General features: G+C 63.4%; 16 protein-coding genes. 4 read left to right on the forward strand and 12 right to left on the reverse strand.

Annotated elements, in window-relative coordinates; all coding sequences use genetic code 11:
- Positions 1 to 67 precede the first annotated feature (67 nt).
- From H0274_RS05380 to H0274_RS15595, 4 genes are read right to left on the reverse strand one after another with little or no spacing between them, the layout of a single operon-like run.
- Positions 68 to 1,009, reverse strand: coding sequence for an acetyl-CoA carboxylase carboxyltransferase subunit alpha (locus tag H0274_RS05380; RefSeq protein ID WP_226793765.1), 942 nt, complete (start codon positions 1,007 to 1,009; stop codon positions 68 to 70).
- A gap of 10 nt (positions 1,010 to 1,019) precedes the next feature.
- A complete protein-coding gene (locus H0274_RS05385; RefSeq protein WP_226794445.1) occupies positions 1,020 to 1,913 on the reverse strand; it encodes a tyrosine recombinase in 894 nt (297 codons plus the stop codon).
- Positions 1,914 to 1,917: 4 nt separating this feature from the next.
- Complete coding sequence (locus H0274_RS05390; RefSeq protein WP_226793768.1) at positions 1,918 to 3,747, reverse strand: hypothetical protein; 1,830 nt, start codon at positions 3,745 to 3,747, stop codon at positions 1,918 to 1,920.
- Positions 3,744 to 3,878: a hypothetical protein gene (locus H0274_RS15595; protein WP_264295447.1), complete on the reverse strand. Its 135-nt coding sequence runs from the start codon at positions 3,876 to 3,878 to the stop codon at positions 3,744 to 3,746. Before H0274_RS15595 ends, H0274_RS05390 begins: the two co-directional genes overlap by 4 nt.
- A gap of 96 nt (positions 3,879 to 3,974) precedes the next feature.
- Between H0274_RS15595 and H0274_RS05395 the strand changes: the two genes are divergently transcribed.
- The 3 genes from H0274_RS05395 to H0274_RS05405 all read left to right on the forward strand — a co-directional run bounded on the left by H0274_RS05395 (position 3,975) and on the right by H0274_RS05405 (position 7,259).
- Positions 3,975 to 4,544 carry a shikimate kinase gene (locus tag H0274_RS05395; protein WP_226793771.1) on the forward strand — a complete coding sequence of 190 codons (570 nt, stop codon included), beginning with the start codon at positions 3,975 to 3,977 and terminating at the stop codon, positions 4,542 to 4,544.
- On the forward strand, positions 4,535 to 5,641 hold the full coding sequence (gene aroB / locus H0274_RS05400) for a 3-dehydroquinate synthase (protein WP_226793774.1): 1,107 nt from the start codon (positions 4,535 to 4,537) through the stop codon (positions 5,639 to 5,641). Before H0274_RS05395 ends, aroB begins: the two co-directional genes overlap by 10 nt.
- A gap of 217 nt (positions 5,642 to 5,858) precedes the next feature.
- Positions 5,859 to 7,259 (forward strand): peptide MFS transporter, encoded by a 1,401-nt coding sequence (locus H0274_RS05405; RefSeq protein ID WP_226793777.1) that lies wholly within the window; start codon positions 5,859 to 5,861, stop codon positions 7,257 to 7,259.
- 22 nt (positions 7,260 to 7,281) lie between these two features.
- Here H0274_RS05405 and H0274_RS05410 read toward each other — a convergent pair whose 3' ends face one another.
- The 6 genes from H0274_RS05410 to gorA form a co-directional block, all read right to left on the reverse strand.
- Positions 7,282 to 8,559, reverse strand: coding sequence for an O-acetylhomoserine aminocarboxypropyltransferase (locus H0274_RS05410; RefSeq protein ID WP_226793779.1), 1,278 nt, complete (start codon positions 8,557 to 8,559; stop codon positions 7,282 to 7,284).
- A 45-nt stretch (positions 8,560 to 8,604) separates the two neighbouring features.
- Complete coding sequence (gene bioB / locus H0274_RS05415) at positions 8,605 to 9,612, reverse strand: biotin synthase BioB (protein WP_226793782.1); 1,008 nt, start codon at positions 9,610 to 9,612, stop codon at positions 8,605 to 8,607.
- Positions 9,613 to 9,668: 56 nt separating this feature from the next.
- Positions 9,669 to 10,448 (reverse strand): enoyl-CoA hydratase-related protein, encoded by a 780-nt coding sequence (locus H0274_RS05420; RefSeq protein ID WP_226793785.1) that lies wholly within the window; start codon positions 10,446 to 10,448, stop codon positions 9,669 to 9,671.
- Between the two features lie 146 nt (positions 10,449 to 10,594).
- Positions 10,595 to 10,927, reverse strand: coding sequence for a hypothetical protein (locus H0274_RS05425; RefSeq protein WP_226793788.1), 333 nt, complete (start codon positions 10,925 to 10,927; stop codon positions 10,595 to 10,597).
- A gap of 236 nt (positions 10,928 to 11,163) precedes the next feature.
- On the reverse strand, positions 11,164 to 12,696 hold the full coding sequence (locus tag H0274_RS05430) for an acyl-CoA carboxylase subunit beta (RefSeq protein ID WP_226793791.1): 1,533 nt from the start codon (positions 12,694 to 12,696) through the stop codon (positions 11,164 to 11,166).
- Positions 12,697 to 12,795: 99 nt separating this feature from the next.
- Positions 12,796 to 14,139: a glutathione-disulfide reductase gene (gene gorA / locus H0274_RS05435; RefSeq protein WP_226793795.1), complete on the reverse strand. Its 1,344-nt coding sequence runs from the start codon at positions 14,137 to 14,139 to the stop codon at positions 12,796 to 12,798.
- 160 nt (positions 14,140 to 14,299) lie between these two features.
- On the opposite strand from gorA, the gene ygiD reads away from it, so the two are divergent.
- Complete coding sequence (gene ygiD, locus H0274_RS05440; protein WP_226794446.1) at positions 14,300 to 15,118, forward strand: 4,5-DOPA-extradiol-dioxygenase; 819 nt, start codon at positions 14,300 to 14,302, stop codon at positions 15,116 to 15,118.
- A 4-nt stretch (positions 15,119 to 15,122) separates the two neighbouring features.
- Here the strand turns inward: ygiD and ybaK are convergent, their stop codons facing one another.
- Both ybaK and pgi read right to left on the reverse strand, forming a co-directional pair.
- On the reverse strand, positions 15,123 to 15,596 hold the full coding sequence (gene ybaK / locus H0274_RS05445; RefSeq protein ID WP_226793798.1) for a Cys-tRNA(Pro) deacylase: 474 nt from the start codon (positions 15,594 to 15,596) through the stop codon (positions 15,123 to 15,125).
- A 125-nt stretch (positions 15,597 to 15,721) separates the two neighbouring features.
- Entirely contained in the window at positions 15,722 to 17,239 is a 1,518-nt protein-coding gene (gene pgi / locus H0274_RS05450) for a glucose-6-phosphate isomerase (RefSeq protein ID WP_226793801.1), read from the reverse strand.
- Positions 17,240 to 17,364 lie beyond the last annotated feature (125 nt).

Genomic DNA, 17,364 nt, shown 5'->3' on the forward strand with positions numbered 1-17,364 from the left:
ACACGGGGGCATAGTGCTTTGGGGGCCGCGCCCATGCAAGCGCGACCGGGAGAAAGCGTGGTTTTCCTCAGCCGATCTTGAGGAAGCGGTCCTCGCGCATCTTGCGCAGGGCAGCCGAGCTTTTCTTGTTCAGAGCGTCCAGTTCCTGCGCAATAGCCGCACCAAGCGCGAGGGCTGTTTCCCGGCGATCCCGATGGGCACCGCCTGCCGGTTCTTCCACGATCCGATCGATCACGCCCAGTTCAAGCAGATCGTGGGCCGTCATCTTCATAGCCTCCGCCGCGAGCGGGGCCTTTTCGCCTGTGCGCCAGAGAATCGAGGCGCAGCCTTCCGGCGAAATAACGGAATAGACCGCATGTTCGAGCATCAGGACGCGTTCGGCGCTGGCCAGTGCCACCGCGCCGCCCGAACCACCTTCACCCACGATTGCTGCGACCATCGGCGTCGGCAGTGCAAGACAGGCCTCGGTCGAACGGGCAATGGCCTCCGCCTGGCCGCGCTCTTCCGCCTCGATCCCCGGAAACGCGCCGGATGTATCCACCAGCGTCACCACCGGCAGGCCGAAACGCCCGGCCATCTCCATCAGGCGCACCGCCTTGCGGTATCCTTCCGGCTTGCCCATGCCAAAATTGTGGCGAATGCGGCTTTGCGTGTCATGGCCCTTCTCGTGGCCGATCAGCATGACCTTGCGCCCATCCAGGGTCGCCAGTCCGCCGATTATCGCCTCGTCCTCGCCAAAATAGCGATCCCCGCCGAGCGGCACGAAATCGTCGAAGATCTCTTCGACATAATCCTTGAAGTGCGGCCGCATCGGATGGCGCGCCACCTGCGTCTTCTGCCACGGAGTGAGCGAGGCATAAGTGCTGGCCAGCAGCTCAGCACTTTTGGCCTCAAGCCGCTTGATCTCCGCCGATATATCGACGTCGTCACCTTCGGAAGCGGCACGAAGCTCCGCAATTCGAGCTTCAAGGGCGGCAACCGGCTTTTCGAATTCGAGATAGGAAATCATGCGCCCTGCGCTAGTCGTCCGAAGGCTTCGGGGCAAGAGGGGCGCGGCCCAGAGGGTGGCGTTCATTCACCAGCGCCACCAGACGCGCGGCATCGACATGAGTATAAATCTGCGTGGTCGCGATATCCGCGTGGCCCAGCAGGGTCTGAAGAACCCGCAGATCCGCGCCGCCTTCCAGCAGATGTGTGGCAAAGGCATGGCGCAGAACATGGGGGCTCAGTTTTTCGGGAGCCAGGCCCGTCCGCACGGCCAGTTCCTTCAGCATCTGATAAAGGCGGATGCGACTGAGATGCTTGGCACGGGAAGGAAAGAGATAGCGCCCCTCCCCCTGCCGCACTTCCAGCCAGCGGGACAGCGCCTGCCGGGCCCGCGCCGAAACCGGTACCATGCGCGAAACGCCCCCTTTGCCAGTAACGGTCAGGAATGGGGCATCGCGCGGAACGGCCGAGAGCGGCAGCGACACCAGTTCGGTCGCGCGCAGACCGGAACCATAGAGCAGTTCCAGCAGCGTCAGCAGCCGGACTGTATCCATCCGTCCATTTTCCGCCTCCTCCTCCGCGCGGGAGAACAGGCTGGCCACTTCCTCATGGCTGAGAATCTTCGGTAAAGCGCGCCTTGCGGGCGGCCTTGGCAAGGCTGGGGAGGGATCGTCCTTTCTCAGCCCTTCATCCTGAAGGAAGCCGTAAAACTGGCGCAAGGCCGAGCTTTTGCGGGCCACACTGGCCGGAGCAAGCGAAGCCCAACGGGTGGCAAGCGAGGCAATAGCGTCCCTGTCGGCTCGCTCAAGATTGCCGAGCAGTTCCTCCGCGCCCTCCAGATCCCGGCGATAGGCCGCCAGCGTATTCGCAGCCGCCCCACGCTCGGCAGCGAGCATGGCGAGGAAGGATTCAATGGCGCCCGAGATAACCCTATCCCCGGGCGACGGCCTCTGCCGCGATCATGCGCGCTTCGGCGGAGAGCCCCACGCGATCAAGCGAGCGGACGATATAATAAAGCTGGCGCGCCGTCATCATTTCCCACTTGTCGCCTTGCATGCCGAGCCCTGCCAGCATTGCGACGAGCGCCGGATTATCGGCCTCCGCAGCGCGCGTGATCATCCGGCTCCACGAGCTTTCACGTGCAAGGTTAAGGCCACGGGATTCCGAAAGGCTGCGGATATCGCCTTCATCGAGACGGCCAAGGCCCGCCAGCCCGGCAAGAAGGAACTGCGCCTTGCGCTGGCCCGCGCTCGAATCGTCGTCAAAGAAGGACTCGACCGCAGACTGGCGTACTGTGCTGTCCTGCCTGGTCTGCGCCAGTGCCAGCATCGCCCAGCCCGCGCTGCCCTGCGGGACGACGGAGGCCCAGCGCATAGCATTCCGATCGAGCCCGGCTGTCAGCATGGAAGCGATCAGCAGCGGGGAATCGTCCTCCAGATCCTTGCTCGGCGTAATGCGTGCCGCCGCATAGGCAGTCAGCACCAGCCTTCCGTAATCGGGCGTGGCGGAACCCCACAGATCGCGGATTGCCTGAATACGGTCGGCCGGATCCTGCGCCACATAGGCTTCGCGCAGCAAGGCGGCGCGCTGGGCCACTTCGCCCTCGATCTCCGGCGTGGAGAAGATCTGCGAATAGAGATCGACCAGCGCCGCGCTGGAGAGGATGCCTTCCCCGGCAGCCCGATCGGCCGATGCTGCGCGGATTCCCAGCGGCAAGGCGGGCGAAAGCGCCCCCATGCGGTCATACCACGCGCCCGCACCGTTCCGCAGGCTGTCCGGCACTTCGATACCCAACGTCACAGCCAGCGAATAGCGCCAGGGGTTAAGTTCGCGCACATCGTTCCATTCGATGTTCACGGCCTGCCCGCCTTCGGCCGCGGCCCCGGCATAACGCTTGGCCAGCAGCACATCGATACGGGGCGCGGTGCCGCGTGAAAGGGCAATGTCCAGATCCCGCGCGGCCTGCCGCCCGTCGCCAGCGTAGGAACGGCAGATGGCCTGCACCATCTTCCATTCGCCATCCTTGCGCATATCCCCCTTGAGCCGCGCGACCGGGCACAGGCCGACAATATCGCCAGTCAGCAGATAGGCATCGAAAGCCGCATTGGTGAGCGCGGAATTGTAGTTGGAGGAATCGACATCCTGCACCAGCGCGCGGGCGACATAGCCTTCACCCATGCGGTTGAGCGCAGCGGCGCGCAGGGCGGCGAATTCCACCGGGTCCATGCCCTGCGGCGCGTCGAGGCGGCTGGCCAGAGTGCGCCGCAGCAGGATATGGCCCCAGCGCGAGACCAGCGGATGCTTCGTCGCCCCAAGTGCAGCGCGCACCAGTGCGGCAGGCTGCCCGGCCACGGCGCGGGCCGGAAACCCGCCTTCCTCCTGCGAGATCACGCCTACCCTCTGAAGCGAACGGCGCGCACCGGGTGGAATATCGAATTTCGGCTTGAGGCCCAGCAGTTCGTCGATTTCGTCAGGGCTCATATTCTCGATCTGCGCGATCGAGGGAAAATTGGCAGGCAAGGCGGCGGCAGGCGCGCCGCTCTCCACCGCCCCCGGCAACGGCTGCACCACTGGCGAGGAAATGGCACCACCCTGCTGAGGGGCGACCACGGTCGGCGCCGCAATGGGGGCGGCAGGTCGCGCAGCCGGCGCGGGCGCCGGTTTGTCAAAGCCCGGGGGCAAGAGCGATTCAGGCGCGGCAATCGCCATGCCGGAAGAGAATACCAGCGCGGCGGCGCCGATCAGGAGGGCGCGCTTCACTTGAAATCTCCTGGCAGGGCAACAGGTTGGCTGATTTCGCGCATGGGCTGTTCGCCCCCGTCATACCACGCCAAGGCGAGCACCAGCAGCACGATCACCGCCAATGTTGCAACAAACCCCCTGGAACTCATGGCCAATGATCGCGTCCTCGCCAGCTTCATCCAGCCGCGCGCAAGGTTCGCGCGGCGCTTGCGCTGCCGGTTAGCGCATCTATAGGCAAGGCGGCAATGACCAAACCCGAACCCATGCTCAGCGACAGCGAGATAGAGGAGCTGGCCGCCCGTATCGACCGGCCGATCGCGCTGGTGGGAATGATGGGCGTGGGCAAGTCCACTATCGGGCGCAAGCTCGCCAGCCTGCTCCACCTGCCCTTCACCGATGCCGATGAAGCAATCGAAAAAGCCGCGCAGATGAGCGTTAGCGAGATTTTTGCGCGTTTCGGCGAACCCTATTTCCGCGATGGAGAACGCCGCGTAATCGCAAGGCTGGCGGCGGATCGCCCCTCCATCATTGCCACAGGGGGCGGCGCTTTCGTGAATGACGAGACGCGGCACCTGCTGCTGGAAAAGGCCATCTGCGTGTGGCTCGATTGCGATACGGACACGCTGGTGGAACGGGTTGGCCGCAAGGACACCCGCCCGCTGCTGCGCGATGGCAATCCGCGCGAAATCATCGCACGCCTGAAGGCAGAGCGCGAACCCTATTACTCGCAAGCGCCGATCAAGGTGATGAGCGAGGCCGGCCCGCATAATCAGGCCGTGCAGAGAATTCTCAAAGGTATCGAAAAATGGCTGTAATCCCGGTCGAACTCGCGGGACGTTCCTATGAAGTACGCGTGGGCAGCGGCCTTCTGGCCAATGTCGCGGAAGAATGCGGCGCCATGCTGCGCAAGCAGCGCGTGCCGATCGTCACTGACGCCAATGTGGAACGGCACTGGCGCGCTGCAGTGGATGCCTCGCTGACGGCGGCAGGCAAGGAACCGCGCTGGCTGGTGCTCGATCCGGGCGAAGCGACCAAGAGCTGGGATGGCCTGTCGCGCGCCATCGACTGGTTGCTGGGCGAGGAAGTAGAACGCGGAGACCATATTCTGGCGCTCGGCGGAGGCGTGATCGGCGATCTGACCGGCTTTGCCGCCGCGATTCTCAAGCGCGGCTGCGGCTTCATCCAGCTTCCCACCAGCCTGCTGGCGCAGGTGGACAGTTCGGTGGGCGGCAAGACGGCGATCAATACGCCTACAGGGAAGAACCTGGTTGGCGCATTCCATCAGCCTGCGCTGGTGCTGGCCGATCTCGACGCGCTGGATACTCTGCCGGTGCGCGAAATGGGCGCGGGCTACGCAGAAGTGATCAAATACGGCATCCTTGGCGACAGGCCCTTCTTCGACTGGTGCGAGGGTAACGGCGCCAAGGTGATCGCGGGTGACAAAGCGGCGCAGGAATATGCCGTGACCGAAAGCGTGAAGGCCAAGGCCCGCATCGTGGCCGAGGACGAACGCGAGACGACCGGCACGCGCGCCCTGCTCAATCTGGGCCATACTTTCGGCCACGCGCTGGAAGCCGAAACCGGCTTTTCCGACCGGTTGCTGCATGGCGAAGGCGTGGCGATGGGCATGGTCCTCGCCGCCCGCTATTCCGCGCGGCGCGGGTTGATTTCCGGTGAGGATGCCGAGCGCGTGGCCACCGCCATCGCCTCTGCCGGACTTCCTTCCGAACTTTCATCGCTCGGCCTGAACGTCAGCGGCAAGATGCTGGCCGCCCATATGTTGCATGACAAGAAGATGGATGCGGGCACCCTGCCCTTCGTCCTCCTGCGCGGCATTGGCGAAGCGTTCCTCGACAAGACCGTGCCGCTGGACGACGTGGCAGAGTTTCTGGACGGGCAGTTGCAGGTTTAAGAACCTCCCCGTCACGGGAAGGGGGACCGCGCCGCGAAGCGGCGGGGTGGTGGGACACCCGGGATAAGCCCTTCCATCTGACCGTATCGCGTAGGGCGCCAGCCCCCCACCATCCTTCGGATGGTCCCCCTCCCCATTTTGGGGAGGATTGTTTTTGAAGCGAGACAAGCCGCCCCCACCCCGCTAACCCGTTGCGCCTGTAACGAACGGGGATTCCATGACCACCGCCGAAGCAACGCCCGAGCTGGATATCGAAACCCGCGCCGACCGTGCCTTTCTCGGCCACCCCAAGGGGCTTGGCTATCTGGCCTTCACCGAGGCGTGGGAACGGTTTTCCTATTACGGGATGCAGACCCTGCTGGTGCTCTACATGGTCAAGCACCTGCTGCTGCCGGGACAGGTGGAGCAGGTCGCGGGGATCGAGCAATTGCGCGCCCTTTATGGTGGGCTGGAGGGACAGGCTTTCGCCTCCGCCATCTTCGGAACCTATGCCGCCAGTGTCTATCTGACGCCCATCCTCGGCGGATGGCTTGCTGACAGGGTTCTGGGCAAAAGGCGCACCGTTCTGTTCGGCGCGATCACCATGGCGCTGGGCCATTTCCTGATGGCCTTCAATGTCACCTTCCTGCTCGCTCTCCTCTGCCTGATCCTTGGTTCCGGCATGTTCAAAGGCAATATCGCGAGCCAGGTCGGCTCGCTTTACAAGCCGGAGGATCTGCGCCGGGCGGACGCGTTCCAGATCTTCTATCTGGGCATCAATGCCGGCGTCATTGCCTCGCCTCTGATCGTGGGTACGCTGGGCGAGAAGGTCGGCTGGCACTATGGTTTCGGCGCGGCAGGCATTGGTATGCTGATCGGCCTTGCGATTTATGTCGCGGGCCAGAAATATCTGCCCAAGGAACACTTCGACGTGCCCGGCAAGGCAGCGGAGCCGCGCCAGCCGATGACCCGGAAAGACTGGCTGGCAACCTTTGCCCTGCTGCTGCTGATCCCGGTAATGTCCGTTGCCATCGTGCCCAACAACCAGATCTTCAACGTCTATCTGATCTGGGCGGATCAGGATTTCGCTCTCCGCTGGGGCGGCATACTGCTGCCAACCAGCTGGCTGGTGACGCTGGACGCGGTCGTCTCGGTCAGCTTCCTGGCCGGCGTCGCCCTGTTCTATCGCTGGTATGGCCGACACTGGCAGGAACCGGATGAGCTCTCCAAAATGATCATCGGGTCGGCCTTTTCCATGGGCGGGATGGCCTGCCTCTACATGGCTGCCGTGACCATGCCGGAAGGCGGGAAGATCGGCCTGTTCTGGCCAGTAATGTTCCACATCACCAACTCGATTGGCTTCGCCCATATGCTGCCGGTCAGCCTTGCCCTGTTCGCGCGGCTTGCGCCCAGACAGATCAACGCGACGGTGATCGGCCTCTATTACCTCGCCTTCTTCGGCGGGAACTCGCTGGTGGGCTATCTCGGTACGAAGTTCGAGACGATGAACACCGGCGCATTCTGGCTGATGCACCTGATGCTGGCCGCAGCGGCCGGTGTGGTGTTCATCCTGTTCAAGCTACTGCTCGCCCCGCGCCTGATGCACCGGGCAGAGGGAGAAGACGTCGCGCTCGCCTGAGCGCGACGTCCCATAAATCGGATCAGATCTGGTCCAGTGCCTGGGCCATATCGGCGATGATATCGTCGATATGCTCGATGCCCACGGATACGCGCACTACATCAGGTACGGCACCCGCCCGGACCAGAGCATCGCCTTCCAGCTGGCTATGCGTGGTGGAAGCCGGATGGATCACCAGCGAACGCGTGTCGCCGATATTGGCAAGATGGCTGAACAGCTTGAGCGCGCCGACCAGCTTCACGCCCGCATCGTAACCGTCCTTCAGGCCGAAGGTGAACACGGCCCCGCCTTTGCCGCCGAGATAGGTCTTGGCCAGCGCGTGATACTTGTCATCCGGCAGGCCCGCATAGGAAACCCAGCCCACCTTGGGATGGGCCTTGAGCCACTGGGCCAGCGCCAGCGCATTGCTGCAATGGCGCTCCATGCGCAGGGTCAGCGTTTCCATGCCGGTCAGCGCCAGGAAGGCGTTGAAAGGCGCCATGGCGGGCCCGAGATCGCGCAGGCCCAGCACGCGGCAGCCGATGATGAAGGCAATCGGCCCCACGGCATCGGTCAGCACCGCGCCGTGATAGGAACCGTTGGGCTGCGACAGGGTCGGGAACTTGTCCGAAGCGGCCCAGTCGAACTTGCCTGCATCCACGATCACGCCGCCGATGGAATTGCCATGGCCGTTCAGGAACTTGGTGGTGGAATGCACCACGATGTCCGCGCCATGCTCGATCGGGCGGCACAGCACCGGGCTGGCCAGTGTATTGTCCACCATCAGCGGAACGCCTGCATCATGGGCAACCTTGGCGATAGCCGCAATGTCCTGCACCACGCCGCCGGGGTTGGCGAGGCTTTCGATGAAGACCACGCGGGTCTTCTCATCGATGGCCGCAGCGATATTCGCCGGATCGTCCGCATCCACGAAGCGGGCTTCCCAGCCGAACTTCTTGAAGCTTTCGCCCAGCTGGTTGAGCGATCCGCCATAAAGCTTGTTCGCAGCCACGATGTTGCAGCCCGGCTCCATCAGAGTGTGGAACGCCAGGAACTGCGCCGCATGGCCCGAAGCCACCGCCAGCGCCGCCGCGCCGCCTTCCAGCGCCGCGATCTTGCCTTCCAGCGCCCCATTGGTGGGGTTCATAATGCGGGTGTAGATATTGCCAAATTCCTGCAGCGCGAACAGGCGCTGGGCGTGGCCGGCATCCTCGAACACATAGGATGCGGTCTGATAGATCGGGGTGATCCGCGCCTTGGTGGTGGGATCCGGTTCCGTCCCGGCGTGGACCGCCAGCGTATCGAGTTTGGGTTCGCTCATTTCAGCACTCTCCAATTGGCGCAGCTCCTCAGTGCGCACTTGAAATCAAACGGGTTCGGCAATTTTGCAGGCGCGCATCGGCTCCTCGCCCTCGAGCGGCTTCAGGCCCAGCCGGGCGAACAGCGCGGCATCGGCATCGTCGCCGGAATTGGGCGCGGTCAGCAACTTGTCGCCGGTGAAGATCGAATTGGCCCCGGCCATGAAGCACAGCGCCTGCGCGGCCTCGCTCATGCTCTCGCGTCCGGCGGAAAGGCGCACCATGCTCAGCGGCATGGTGATGCGCGCGGCGGCAACGGTGCGGACGAATTCGATATCGTCGATCTTCGCCAGCGGCGTATCGGCCAGCAAATCTCCCAGCACGGTGCCCTTCACCGGCACCAGCGCGTTGACCGGCACGCTTTCAGGATGCTGCGGCAGGGTGCTGAGCGTGTGGATGAAGCCCACGCGATCTTCCCGCGTTTCGCCCATGCCCACGATCCCGCCGGAACAGACATTGATCCCGGCAGACCGGACATTTTCAAGCGTATCCAGCCGGTCCTGCATGGTGCGGGTGGTGATGACCCGCTCGTAATATTCGGGGCTGCTGTCGATATTGTGGTTGTAATAATCGAGGCCCGCCTCGGCCAGCATGTCGGCCTGTTTCGGGCTGAGCATGCCCAGCGTCATGCAGGTTTCCAGCCCCATGGCGCGCACGCCCTTCACGATCTCCACGATCGCGGGCATGTCCCGCTCCTTGGGGTTGCGCCAGGCGGCGCCCATGCAGAAACGCTGGCTTCCAGCATTCTTGGCCCGGGCAGCGGATTGCAGCACTTCGCGCACATCCATCAGCTTGGAGGCTTCAACGCCGCTGTCTGCCTTCACGCTTTGCGAACAATAGCCGCAATCTTCCGGACAGCCGCCGGTCTTGATCGACAGCAAAGTGCAAAGCTGCACCTCGTCCGGCTTGTGATGCGCGCGGTGAACCTCGGCCGCCCGGAACAGCAGTTCGGTGAAAGGAAGGTCGAAAAGGGCTGCGATTTCATCGCGCGTCCAGTCAGTGCGGATCTGGGTCATGGCCCGGCTATCCACTTCTCGCGAGCCGGGTTCAAGCCCGAACCTGCCTGACGGGTCTACTCCCCCCTGAACTGCGGCGCCCTTTTTCCGAGAAACGCGCCGATCCCTTCCTTTGCATCATGAGTGCCCGCGGCTTCCCGCTGAGCGGCAGCCTCCGCATCCATGACGGTGCCGTATGAATGGTGGAGCGCGGAGTAGAGATTCGCCTTCATAAGCCCCAGCGCGGCAGTAGGCCCGGCGGCAAGGCGCACGGCGAGCGATTGCGCCTCATCCGCCAGCTCGGCGTCCTCCACACAGCGATGGATCAGGCCCCATTCGGCTGCCCGGCCCGCCGGAACCTTCTCCCCAAGCATCAGCATTTCGGCAGCGCGGGCCTTGCCGATCAGGCGCGGCAGAATCCAGCTTGCCCCACCATCGGGCACCAGCCCGATATTGACGAAAGCCTGCAGGAAATAGGCGCCCTGCCCTGCAAGGCAAAAATCGCAGGCCAGCGCGATGCTGCACCCGATCCCCGCGGCCGCCCCGTTCACTTCGGCTACGATGGGCAGGCGGTGTTCGGCAATATCCATCACCAGCGGATTGTAATGATCCACCAGCGAGCGATAGGCCCCCTCCCCGGCGTCTTCCTCGCCCAGGATCGCGCTGAGATCGGCGCCGGAACAGAAGGCCCGCCCCTCGCCCCGGATCAGCACCGCCCGCGCGGCGCCGGTGTTGGACAGGGCATGGCGCATCTCATCCGCCATGTCCTGCGTCAACGCATTGAGCTTGTCGGGCCGGGCGAGCGTGAGAGTGGCAACGGTGCCGGCAATCTCGAAGCGGATGAATTGATAGGCCATGGATATGATCTCATCCCAATCGCACCGGCCGGTCAGGCGGAAGGTGCCTCACCGGTCATAGTGCCTCCTGCCTTCCGGCGACGGAAGGCAAAATCGGCATGAGTTATCGTCGGGGGGCCGGGAAACGCTCGCCCCGGCCTTCCAGCTCACTTCTTGGCGGGAAGCTTGTCGAATTCCGCCTGGAGCTTTGCCAGTACTTCATCGCTGAGCGCTGCGGGCTCGAACTGCTGGACGGCCTTCAGAGTGAGCGAGCGGCCCATCGTCTGGAACATTTCATTGGCATAGACCGTGGGAATCAGCGCCTTGAGCACTTCAACCGCGGCAGGATCCTCCAGCAGGGTGCCGACCGGCGTCGTGTCCACGCTGTAATGCCCCGAATGCGCGGCCGCATCCTCGGCATAGGCCGGAGCGGACATCATCGGCACGAGACCACCGGCAGCAACGATGGCCAGAGCAGCGGAAAACAGTTTTGAGCGCATAATTCCTCTCCTTAGGAATATAGGCTCTAATCCAATTCACCCGCGATTGCGAGCGCAAAGCGGAGAGGCAGGACGAGAGCCGGAGCTTCGATTAGTTCCTTGAGCACTGTCGTCTTGCTGAACTTGTTTCAGCATCCATTCTTCCCCGCGAGCGGCCGCATGAAACGGAAAAATGGACCCTGAAACAAGTTCAGGGTGACAACGGAAGACGATGGCTTTTTTAATCGAACAAGCCCTCAAAGGGGCGGATTTCCGTGTTTCTTCCAAGGATTTTCCAGCTGCTTGTGGCGCAGCTTCCTCAGCCCCAGCGCAATCCGGCGGCGCGTGGAATGGGGATGGATCACTTCATCGATGAAGCCCTTGCTGGCGGCGATGAAGGGGTTGGCGAAGCGTTCCTCATATTCCTTCGTGCGCTGCGCGATCTTTTCCGGGTCGCCGGCATCCTTGCGGAAGATGATCTCCACCGCGCCCTTGGCGCCCATCACCGCGATTTCCGCCGTGGGCCAGGCATAGTTGAGATCGCCGCGCAGATGCTTGGATGCCATCACGTCATAGGCCCCGCCATAGGCCTTGCGGGTGATGACGGTGATCTTGGGCACGGTCGCCTCGGCATAGGCGTAGAGCAGCTTGGCACCGTGCTTGATGATGCCATTATGCTCCTGCGCGGTGCCGGGCAGGAAGCCCGGCACGTCCACGAAAGTCAGGATCGGGATGTTGAAGCAGTCGCAGAAGCGCACAAAGCGCGCAGCTTTCTTTGAACTGTTGATGTCCAGGCAGCCCGCCAGCACCATCGGCTGGTTCGCCACCACGCCCACCGTGCGCCCTTCCACCCGGCCGAAGCCGATAATGATATTGGCGGCATGGTCAGGCTGGATCTCGAAGAAGTCGCCTTCATCCACCACCTTCCGCACCAGTTCGTGCATGTCATAGGGGTGATTGGGATTATCCGGCACCAGCGTGTCGAGGCTGTCCTCGATCCGGTCCCACGGGTCAGCGGTCGGCCGTTCGGGCAGGTCGGACCGGTTGGACAGCGGCAGGAAATCGAAGAAACGCCGCGCCGCGACCAGCGCCTCCAGATCGTTGTCCAGCGCCAGATCGGCAACGCCCGTCTTGGTGGTATGCGTGGTTGCCCCGCCCAGTTCTTCCTGCGTCACCACCTCGTTGGTGACGGTCTTCACCACATCCGGCCCGGTTACGAACATGTAGCTGGTGCCCTTCACCATGAAGATGAAGTCCGTCATTGCCGGGGAATAGACTGCCCCGCCCGCGCAGGGCCCCATGATCAGTGAAAGCTGCGGTACCACGCCGCTGGCCAGCACATTGCGCTGGAATACTTCGGCATAACCCCCAAGGCTGGCCACGCCTTCCTGAATGCGCGCGCCGCCTGAATCGCTGAGGCCGATCACCGGGGCGCCCACTTTCAGCGCCATGTCCATGATCTTGCAAATCTTCTGCGCGTGCCGTTCCGACAGGGAACCGCCGAACACAGTGAAATCCTGCGCATAGACGAATACCAGCCGACCATTGATCGTGCCGCTGCCGGTCACTACCCCGTCACCGGGGACGGTCTGCGCCTCCATCCCGAAATCGGTGCAATTATGCTCGACATACATGTCGAGTTCCTCGAACGATCCGGCATCCAGCAGCACGTCCACCCGCTCCCGCGCGGTCAGCTTGCCGCGCTTGTGCTGCGCATCGATCCGATCCTGTCCCCCGCCCAGCAAGGCGGCGGCGCGGCGGCGTTCCATTTCGGCGATATTGGCGGACATGCGTGCCTTGCGGCTCTCCCGATCCGGTTATGCCAGTGGCCTAACGCGCAGGCGGGAGAGGGGCAAGCGCCATAGATCCTCCCCGAACCGGGGAGGATCTTAGTTCAGCAGAACCAGCTCTTCCGCCATGGATGGGTGCAGCGCCACGGTGGCGTCGAAATCGGCCTTGGTCAGCCCCGCCTTCACCGCGATGGCAGCTACCTGCAAAATCTCCGGTGCTTCCGGGCCGACCATATGGATGCCCAGCACCTTGTTCGTGTCCTCATCCACGATCATCCGATAGAGCCCGCGCTCCGCATTGGGGGAGAACAGGTTCTTCATCGGCCGGAAATCGGATTTGTAGACCTTCACATTCGGATATTCGCGCCGCGCCTGTTCCTCGGTCAGCCCCACTCCCGCGAGCGGCGGCTGGCTGAACACGGCGCTGGGAATGTGGTCATATTCCACAATGCGCGGCTTGTTGCCGAACACGGTATCGGCAAAGGCGTGGCCTTCACGGATCGCCACCGGGGTCAGTTGCACGCGGTCCGTCACGTCGCCCACGGCATAGATGCTGGGGCAGGACGTGCGATTATACTGGTCCACCGGAACCTCGCCCTTCACGCCCAGCTTGATGCCTGCCGTTTCAAGGCCCAGCCCGGCAGTGTTCGGCTTGCGGCCCGTGGCGATCAGGATCTGGTCCGCCTCGATCGTCTCTCCGCCCAGATCGGCCAGCAGCGAGCCGTCGGCCTGCTTCGTGACCGAGCGGATATTGGCGTTCAGCTTGAACTGGATACCGCGCGCCTGCGCGATCTCGCTCAGCCGTTCCACCACGCCCCGGTCATAGCCGCGCAGGATCGTTTCGGAGCGATTGATTACGGTAACTTCGCTGCCCAGCGCGTTGAATACCCCCGCGAATTCCATGGCGATATAACCACCGCCCACCACCAGCAGGCGCTTGGGCTGCTCTTCCAGATGGAATACTTCGTTGGAACTGATGCAGTGCTCCACGCCCGGAATGTCCGGCATGGCAGGCCAGCCACCCACGGCGACGAGGATATATTTCGCGGTGATTTCCTTGCCCGACGCCAGCTTCACGCTGTTCGGCCCGGTCACGGTCGCGCGTTCGAGATATTTCTCGACCCTGTTGTTCTCCAGCGTCTTTCCGTAGAGCCCTTCCAGCCGGTCCACATCGGCATTCACGAAATCGCGCAGCACCTTCCAGTCGAAGCTCTTGCCCTCGATCGTCCAGCCGTAATTCCCAGCGTGGGAGAGTTCTTCCGCGAACATCGATCCATAGACCAGCATCTTCTTGGGCACGCAGCCGCGGATCACGCAGGTGCCGCCCACGCGATATTCCTCGGCCACGGCAACACGGGCGCCATGGCTGGAAGCAATGCGGCTGGCGCGGACCCCGCCCGAACCGGCACCGATGATGAACAGATCATAGTCGAAATCAGACATTCGCAGGGCTCCTCTGGGCCGAGCGATATGGAGAGCGCCGCGATGCAAATCAATCTTCGGCTGCGGACAAGCACGCGCTCTGGCAATCGGGCACTATCATCGCCATCTGGCGATCAACGCCAACCTTACCAGTGCCGATATGGAGATTCCCTTGAGCAAGATGCCCGCATTGTTCGTCGGCCACGGAAGCCCGGCCAATACGTTCGAGGATAGTCGCTATGCCCGCGCCTGGCGCAAGATGGGCGAAGTGCTGCCCCGCCCGCGCGCGATCCTCTCCATTTCGGCCCACTGGTATTTCAGCACCTCCGCCGTGACGGCGATGGAGCATCCGCGCACCATCCACGACTTCTACGGCTTCCCGCAGAAATATTTCGATTTCCAATATCCGGCACCCGGCGCGCCGGACGTGGCGGCGATGGTGGCCGAAGCGGCCAAGCCGATCTGGGTCGGGCTGGACCGGGACCAGTGGGGGATCGATCATGGCACATGGTCCGTCCTCGCCCATATGTATCCCGATGCCGACGTGCCGGTGATGCAGCTTTCATTGAACGGCGTGCGTCCGCTGGATTACCACATGCAACTCGGCGCGCAGTTCGCTTCCCTGCGGGATGAAGGCGTGCTGATCATGGCCACGGGCAATGTGGTCCACAACCTTTCGACCATGCGGCGCGACGAGGTGGATTTCGGCCATGACTGGGGCATCCGCTTCGACAAGGCCGCAATCGAAAAGCTGGAAAGCGATCCGGGCGACATCCTATCGCTCGCCAGCCACCCGGATTACGCCATGGCCGTGCCTGCGCCGGATCACTACATCCCGATTCTCTACATCGCCGGGCTTGCCGCTGCCGAGAACGAGCCCCTCAAGGTATGGAACGAAGGCCACGCGCTGGGCGCCGTGTCTATGACGTCCTACGCCATGGGCATGGACGATGCGGCCCTTGCCGCCGTGCGCGAGGCTGCGGCGCTGGAAGCGGCCTGAGCGGTCAGGCCACCACGCTGGCCGCAACGGCGCCAAGCACGCGCTGGGCGTCCTTCGGGTCCAGCCGTAGCTGAAGGCCGCGCTGGCCGCCATTGATGAACACCAGATCATGCGCCAGCGCGGCTTCCTCGATGGCGACGGGCACCTTGCGCCGCTGGCCGAAGGGGCTGATCCCGCCGACCTTGTAGCCGGTCGCCCGCTCCGCATCGGCGGGCTTCATCATCTGCGCCGACTTGCCGCCCAACGCGGCGGCGAGTTTCTTCATCGCTACTTCCCGGTCCGAAGGCAGGATGACGCAGGCGGGCTTGCCGTCCACCAGCGCCATCAGCGTCTTGAGCACGCGCGCCGGATCTTCCCCGATGGCTTCCGCCGCCTGCAACCCGATCCGGTCTGCATCGGGATCGTAATCATAGGTGTGAACAGTGAAGGCAACGCCGGAGTGCTCCAGCGCGCGGGTTGCGGGGGTGGCTTTCGACATGGTTGTTCCACTAACCCAACTTGTCATCCCCGCAAAAGCCGGGACCCAGGCCAAATGTTCGAAGCTGGGTCCCCGCTTTCGCGGGGATGACGAAATGGGAGAGAAATGAATGAAGGAGGGCTAGATCACCCCAACCCCGCAGCCTGCAGCAGCGCCGTGGTGCTGGCGTCGAACTTGGCCCCGCCTGCCTCGATCTGTTTGGCGATTTCCTTGCCCAGTTCCACACCGAACTGGTCGAAGGGATTGATCCCCATCAGCACGGCATTGGCGAAAGTGCGGTGTTCGTGGAACGCGATCAGGGCGCCTACCGTGGCGGCGTCGAAATCGTCGCACAGGATCGTCGCGCTCGGCCGGTCGCCCGGATAGGAGCGCGCCGGATCGCTGCTCGCCCTGCCCGCCATCAGCGCCGCCCCTTGGGCGAAGCAGTTCATCAGCAGGATGCGGTGATGCGCCGGGTCCAGCACATCGCCTGCCGCAATGCTGGCGATGAAGTCCACCGGCACCAGATTGGTGCCCTGATGGAGCAATTGGAACACCGCATGCTGGGCATCGGTGCCCACCCCGCCCCAGGTGATCGGCGCGGTTGGGCCCGAGACGGGCTTGCCATCGGCGGTCACGCTCTTGCCGTTGCTCTCCATCTCCAGTTGCTGGAGGTAGGAGGGCAGCAGGCGCAGCCGCTCGTCATAGGCGAAGCACGCCCGCGTCTGGCAGCCACGAATGCGGCTGTAATAGAGATCGGCAAAGGCCGCGCGCAGCGGCAGGTTTGCCGCCCCATCCGTTTCCGCGAAATGCCGGTCCATCGCCGCGGCGCCGTCCAGCATCTCTAGGAATTCATCCATCCCCACCGCCATGGCGATGGGAAATCCGATGGACGACCATAGCGAGTAACGCCCGCCCACGCTTTCCGGGAAAGGCAGGATGCGCGTTTCATCCACGCCCCATTCCACGGCCTTTTCAGGATAGGCGGTAAGCGCCACGACCCGGCCGGAAGGATCGGCCACGCCATGCTGCGTCATCCATTCCAGCACGCTGATCGCGTTCGTCATGGTCTCGATTGTGGTGAAAGTCTTTGATGCGACCGCAAGGATAGTGGTCTGCGGATCGCAGGCGGCAAAGGCCTCTTCCAGAGCGCAGCCATCGATATTGGAAACCACATGGACATCCACGAGCGGCATTTCGCGCGCCAGCGCGTCCACCGCCAGGGCCGGGCCCAGCGCCGATCCGCCAATGCCGACATGGATCAGATGCTTCACATCGCCCATCGCGCCTTCATGGATCGCGCCCACCAGCATGCCCATGCGGGCGAGCAGCGCCTGCGCCTCTTCCACGCTGGCAGGATCGCCCACGCCGCGCAGGGCGGTATGTTCCGCCGCGCGATTTTCCGAAGGGTTGACCACTTCGCCGGCGAACAGCCGGGCGCGCATATCGGCAAAGCCGGCCGCATCGGCCAATTCGTCGAACAGACCGATCAAGCCATCATCCAGATGGGTCTTGGACCAGTCGAACAGGATGCCCCCGCCGCCGGGCAATTCGAGCCGGTCCGAAAGTACCGCGACGCGGCCTTCATCCGCGAAGAGTTCGGCAAGGCTTCGCCGCGGGCGGGCCGACAGCCTCTCCCAGATCGATGAAATACCCTCGCTCATAGAGCTCCCCCTTTCCTACATGCTCGCGATCGGCGTAAGCTTTGCCGCAATGAATGAAAAGGCCCAACTCCCCGAGAATGCGCCCTTTTTCCGGTCAACCGTGACAGTGGAAGGCATTTGCTTCA

The organism is Fulverythrobacter ferritrahens, assembly GCF_020539485.1.
GTDB classification, from domain to species: domain Bacteria; phylum Pseudomonadota; class Alphaproteobacteria; order Sphingomonadales; family Sphingomonadaceae; genus Andeanibacterium; species Andeanibacterium ferritrahens.

What these genes read in the sequence shown, in the direction of transcription:
- H0274_RS05380 (WP_226793765.1), bottom strand. Translation starts at nt 1,009, where the DNA reads ATGATTTCCTATCTCGAATTCGAAAAGCCGGTTGCCGCCCTTGAAGCT.
- H0274_RS15595 (WP_264295447.1), bottom strand. Translation starts at nt 3,878, where the DNA reads ATGAGTTCCAGGGGGTTTGTTGCAACATTGGCGGTGATCGTGCTGCTG.
- H0274_RS05395 (WP_226793771.1), top strand. Translation starts at nt 3,975, where the DNA reads ATGACCAAACCCGAACCCATGCTCAGCGACAGCGAGATAGAGGAGCTG.
- aroB (WP_226793774.1), top strand. Translation starts at nt 4,535, where the DNA reads ATGGCTGTAATCCCGGTCGAACTCGCGGGACGTTCCTATGAAGTACGC.
- H0274_RS05405 (WP_226793777.1), top strand. Translation starts at nt 5,859, where the DNA reads ATGACCACCGCCGAAGCAACGCCCGAGCTGGATATCGAAACCCGCGCC.
- H0274_RS05410 (WP_226793779.1), bottom strand. Translation starts at nt 8,559, where the DNA reads ATGAGCGAACCCAAACTCGATACGCTGGCGGTCCACGCCGGGACGGAA.
- bioB (WP_226793782.1), bottom strand. Translation starts at nt 9,612, where the DNA reads ATGACCCAGATCCGCACTGACTGGACGCGCGATGAAATCGCAGCCCTT.
- H0274_RS05420 (WP_226793785.1), bottom strand. Translation starts at nt 10,448, where the DNA reads ATGGCCTATCAATTCATCCGCTTCGAGATTGCCGGCACCGTTGCCACT.
- H0274_RS05425 (WP_226793788.1), bottom strand. Translation starts at nt 10,927, where the DNA reads ATGCGCTCAAAACTGTTTTCCGCTGCTCTGGCCATCGTTGCTGCCGGT.
- H0274_RS05430 (WP_226793791.1), bottom strand. Translation starts at nt 12,696, where the DNA reads ATGTCCGCCAATATCGCCGAAATGGAACGCCGCCGCGCCGCCGCCTTG.
- gorA (WP_226793795.1), bottom strand. Translation starts at nt 14,139, where the DNA reads ATGTCTGATTTCGACTATGATCTGTTCATCATCGGTGCCGGTTCGGGC.
- ygiD (WP_226794446.1), top strand. Translation starts at nt 14,300, where the DNA reads ATGCCCGCATTGTTCGTCGGCCACGGAAGCCCGGCCAATACGTTCGAG.
- ybaK (WP_226793798.1), bottom strand. Translation starts at nt 15,596, where the DNA reads ATGTCGAAAGCCACCCCCGCAACCCGCGCGCTGGAGCACTCCGGCGTT.
- pgi (WP_226793801.1), bottom strand. Translation starts at nt 17,239, where the DNA reads ATGAGCGAGGGTATTTCATCGATCTGGGAGAGGCTGTCGGCCCGCCCG.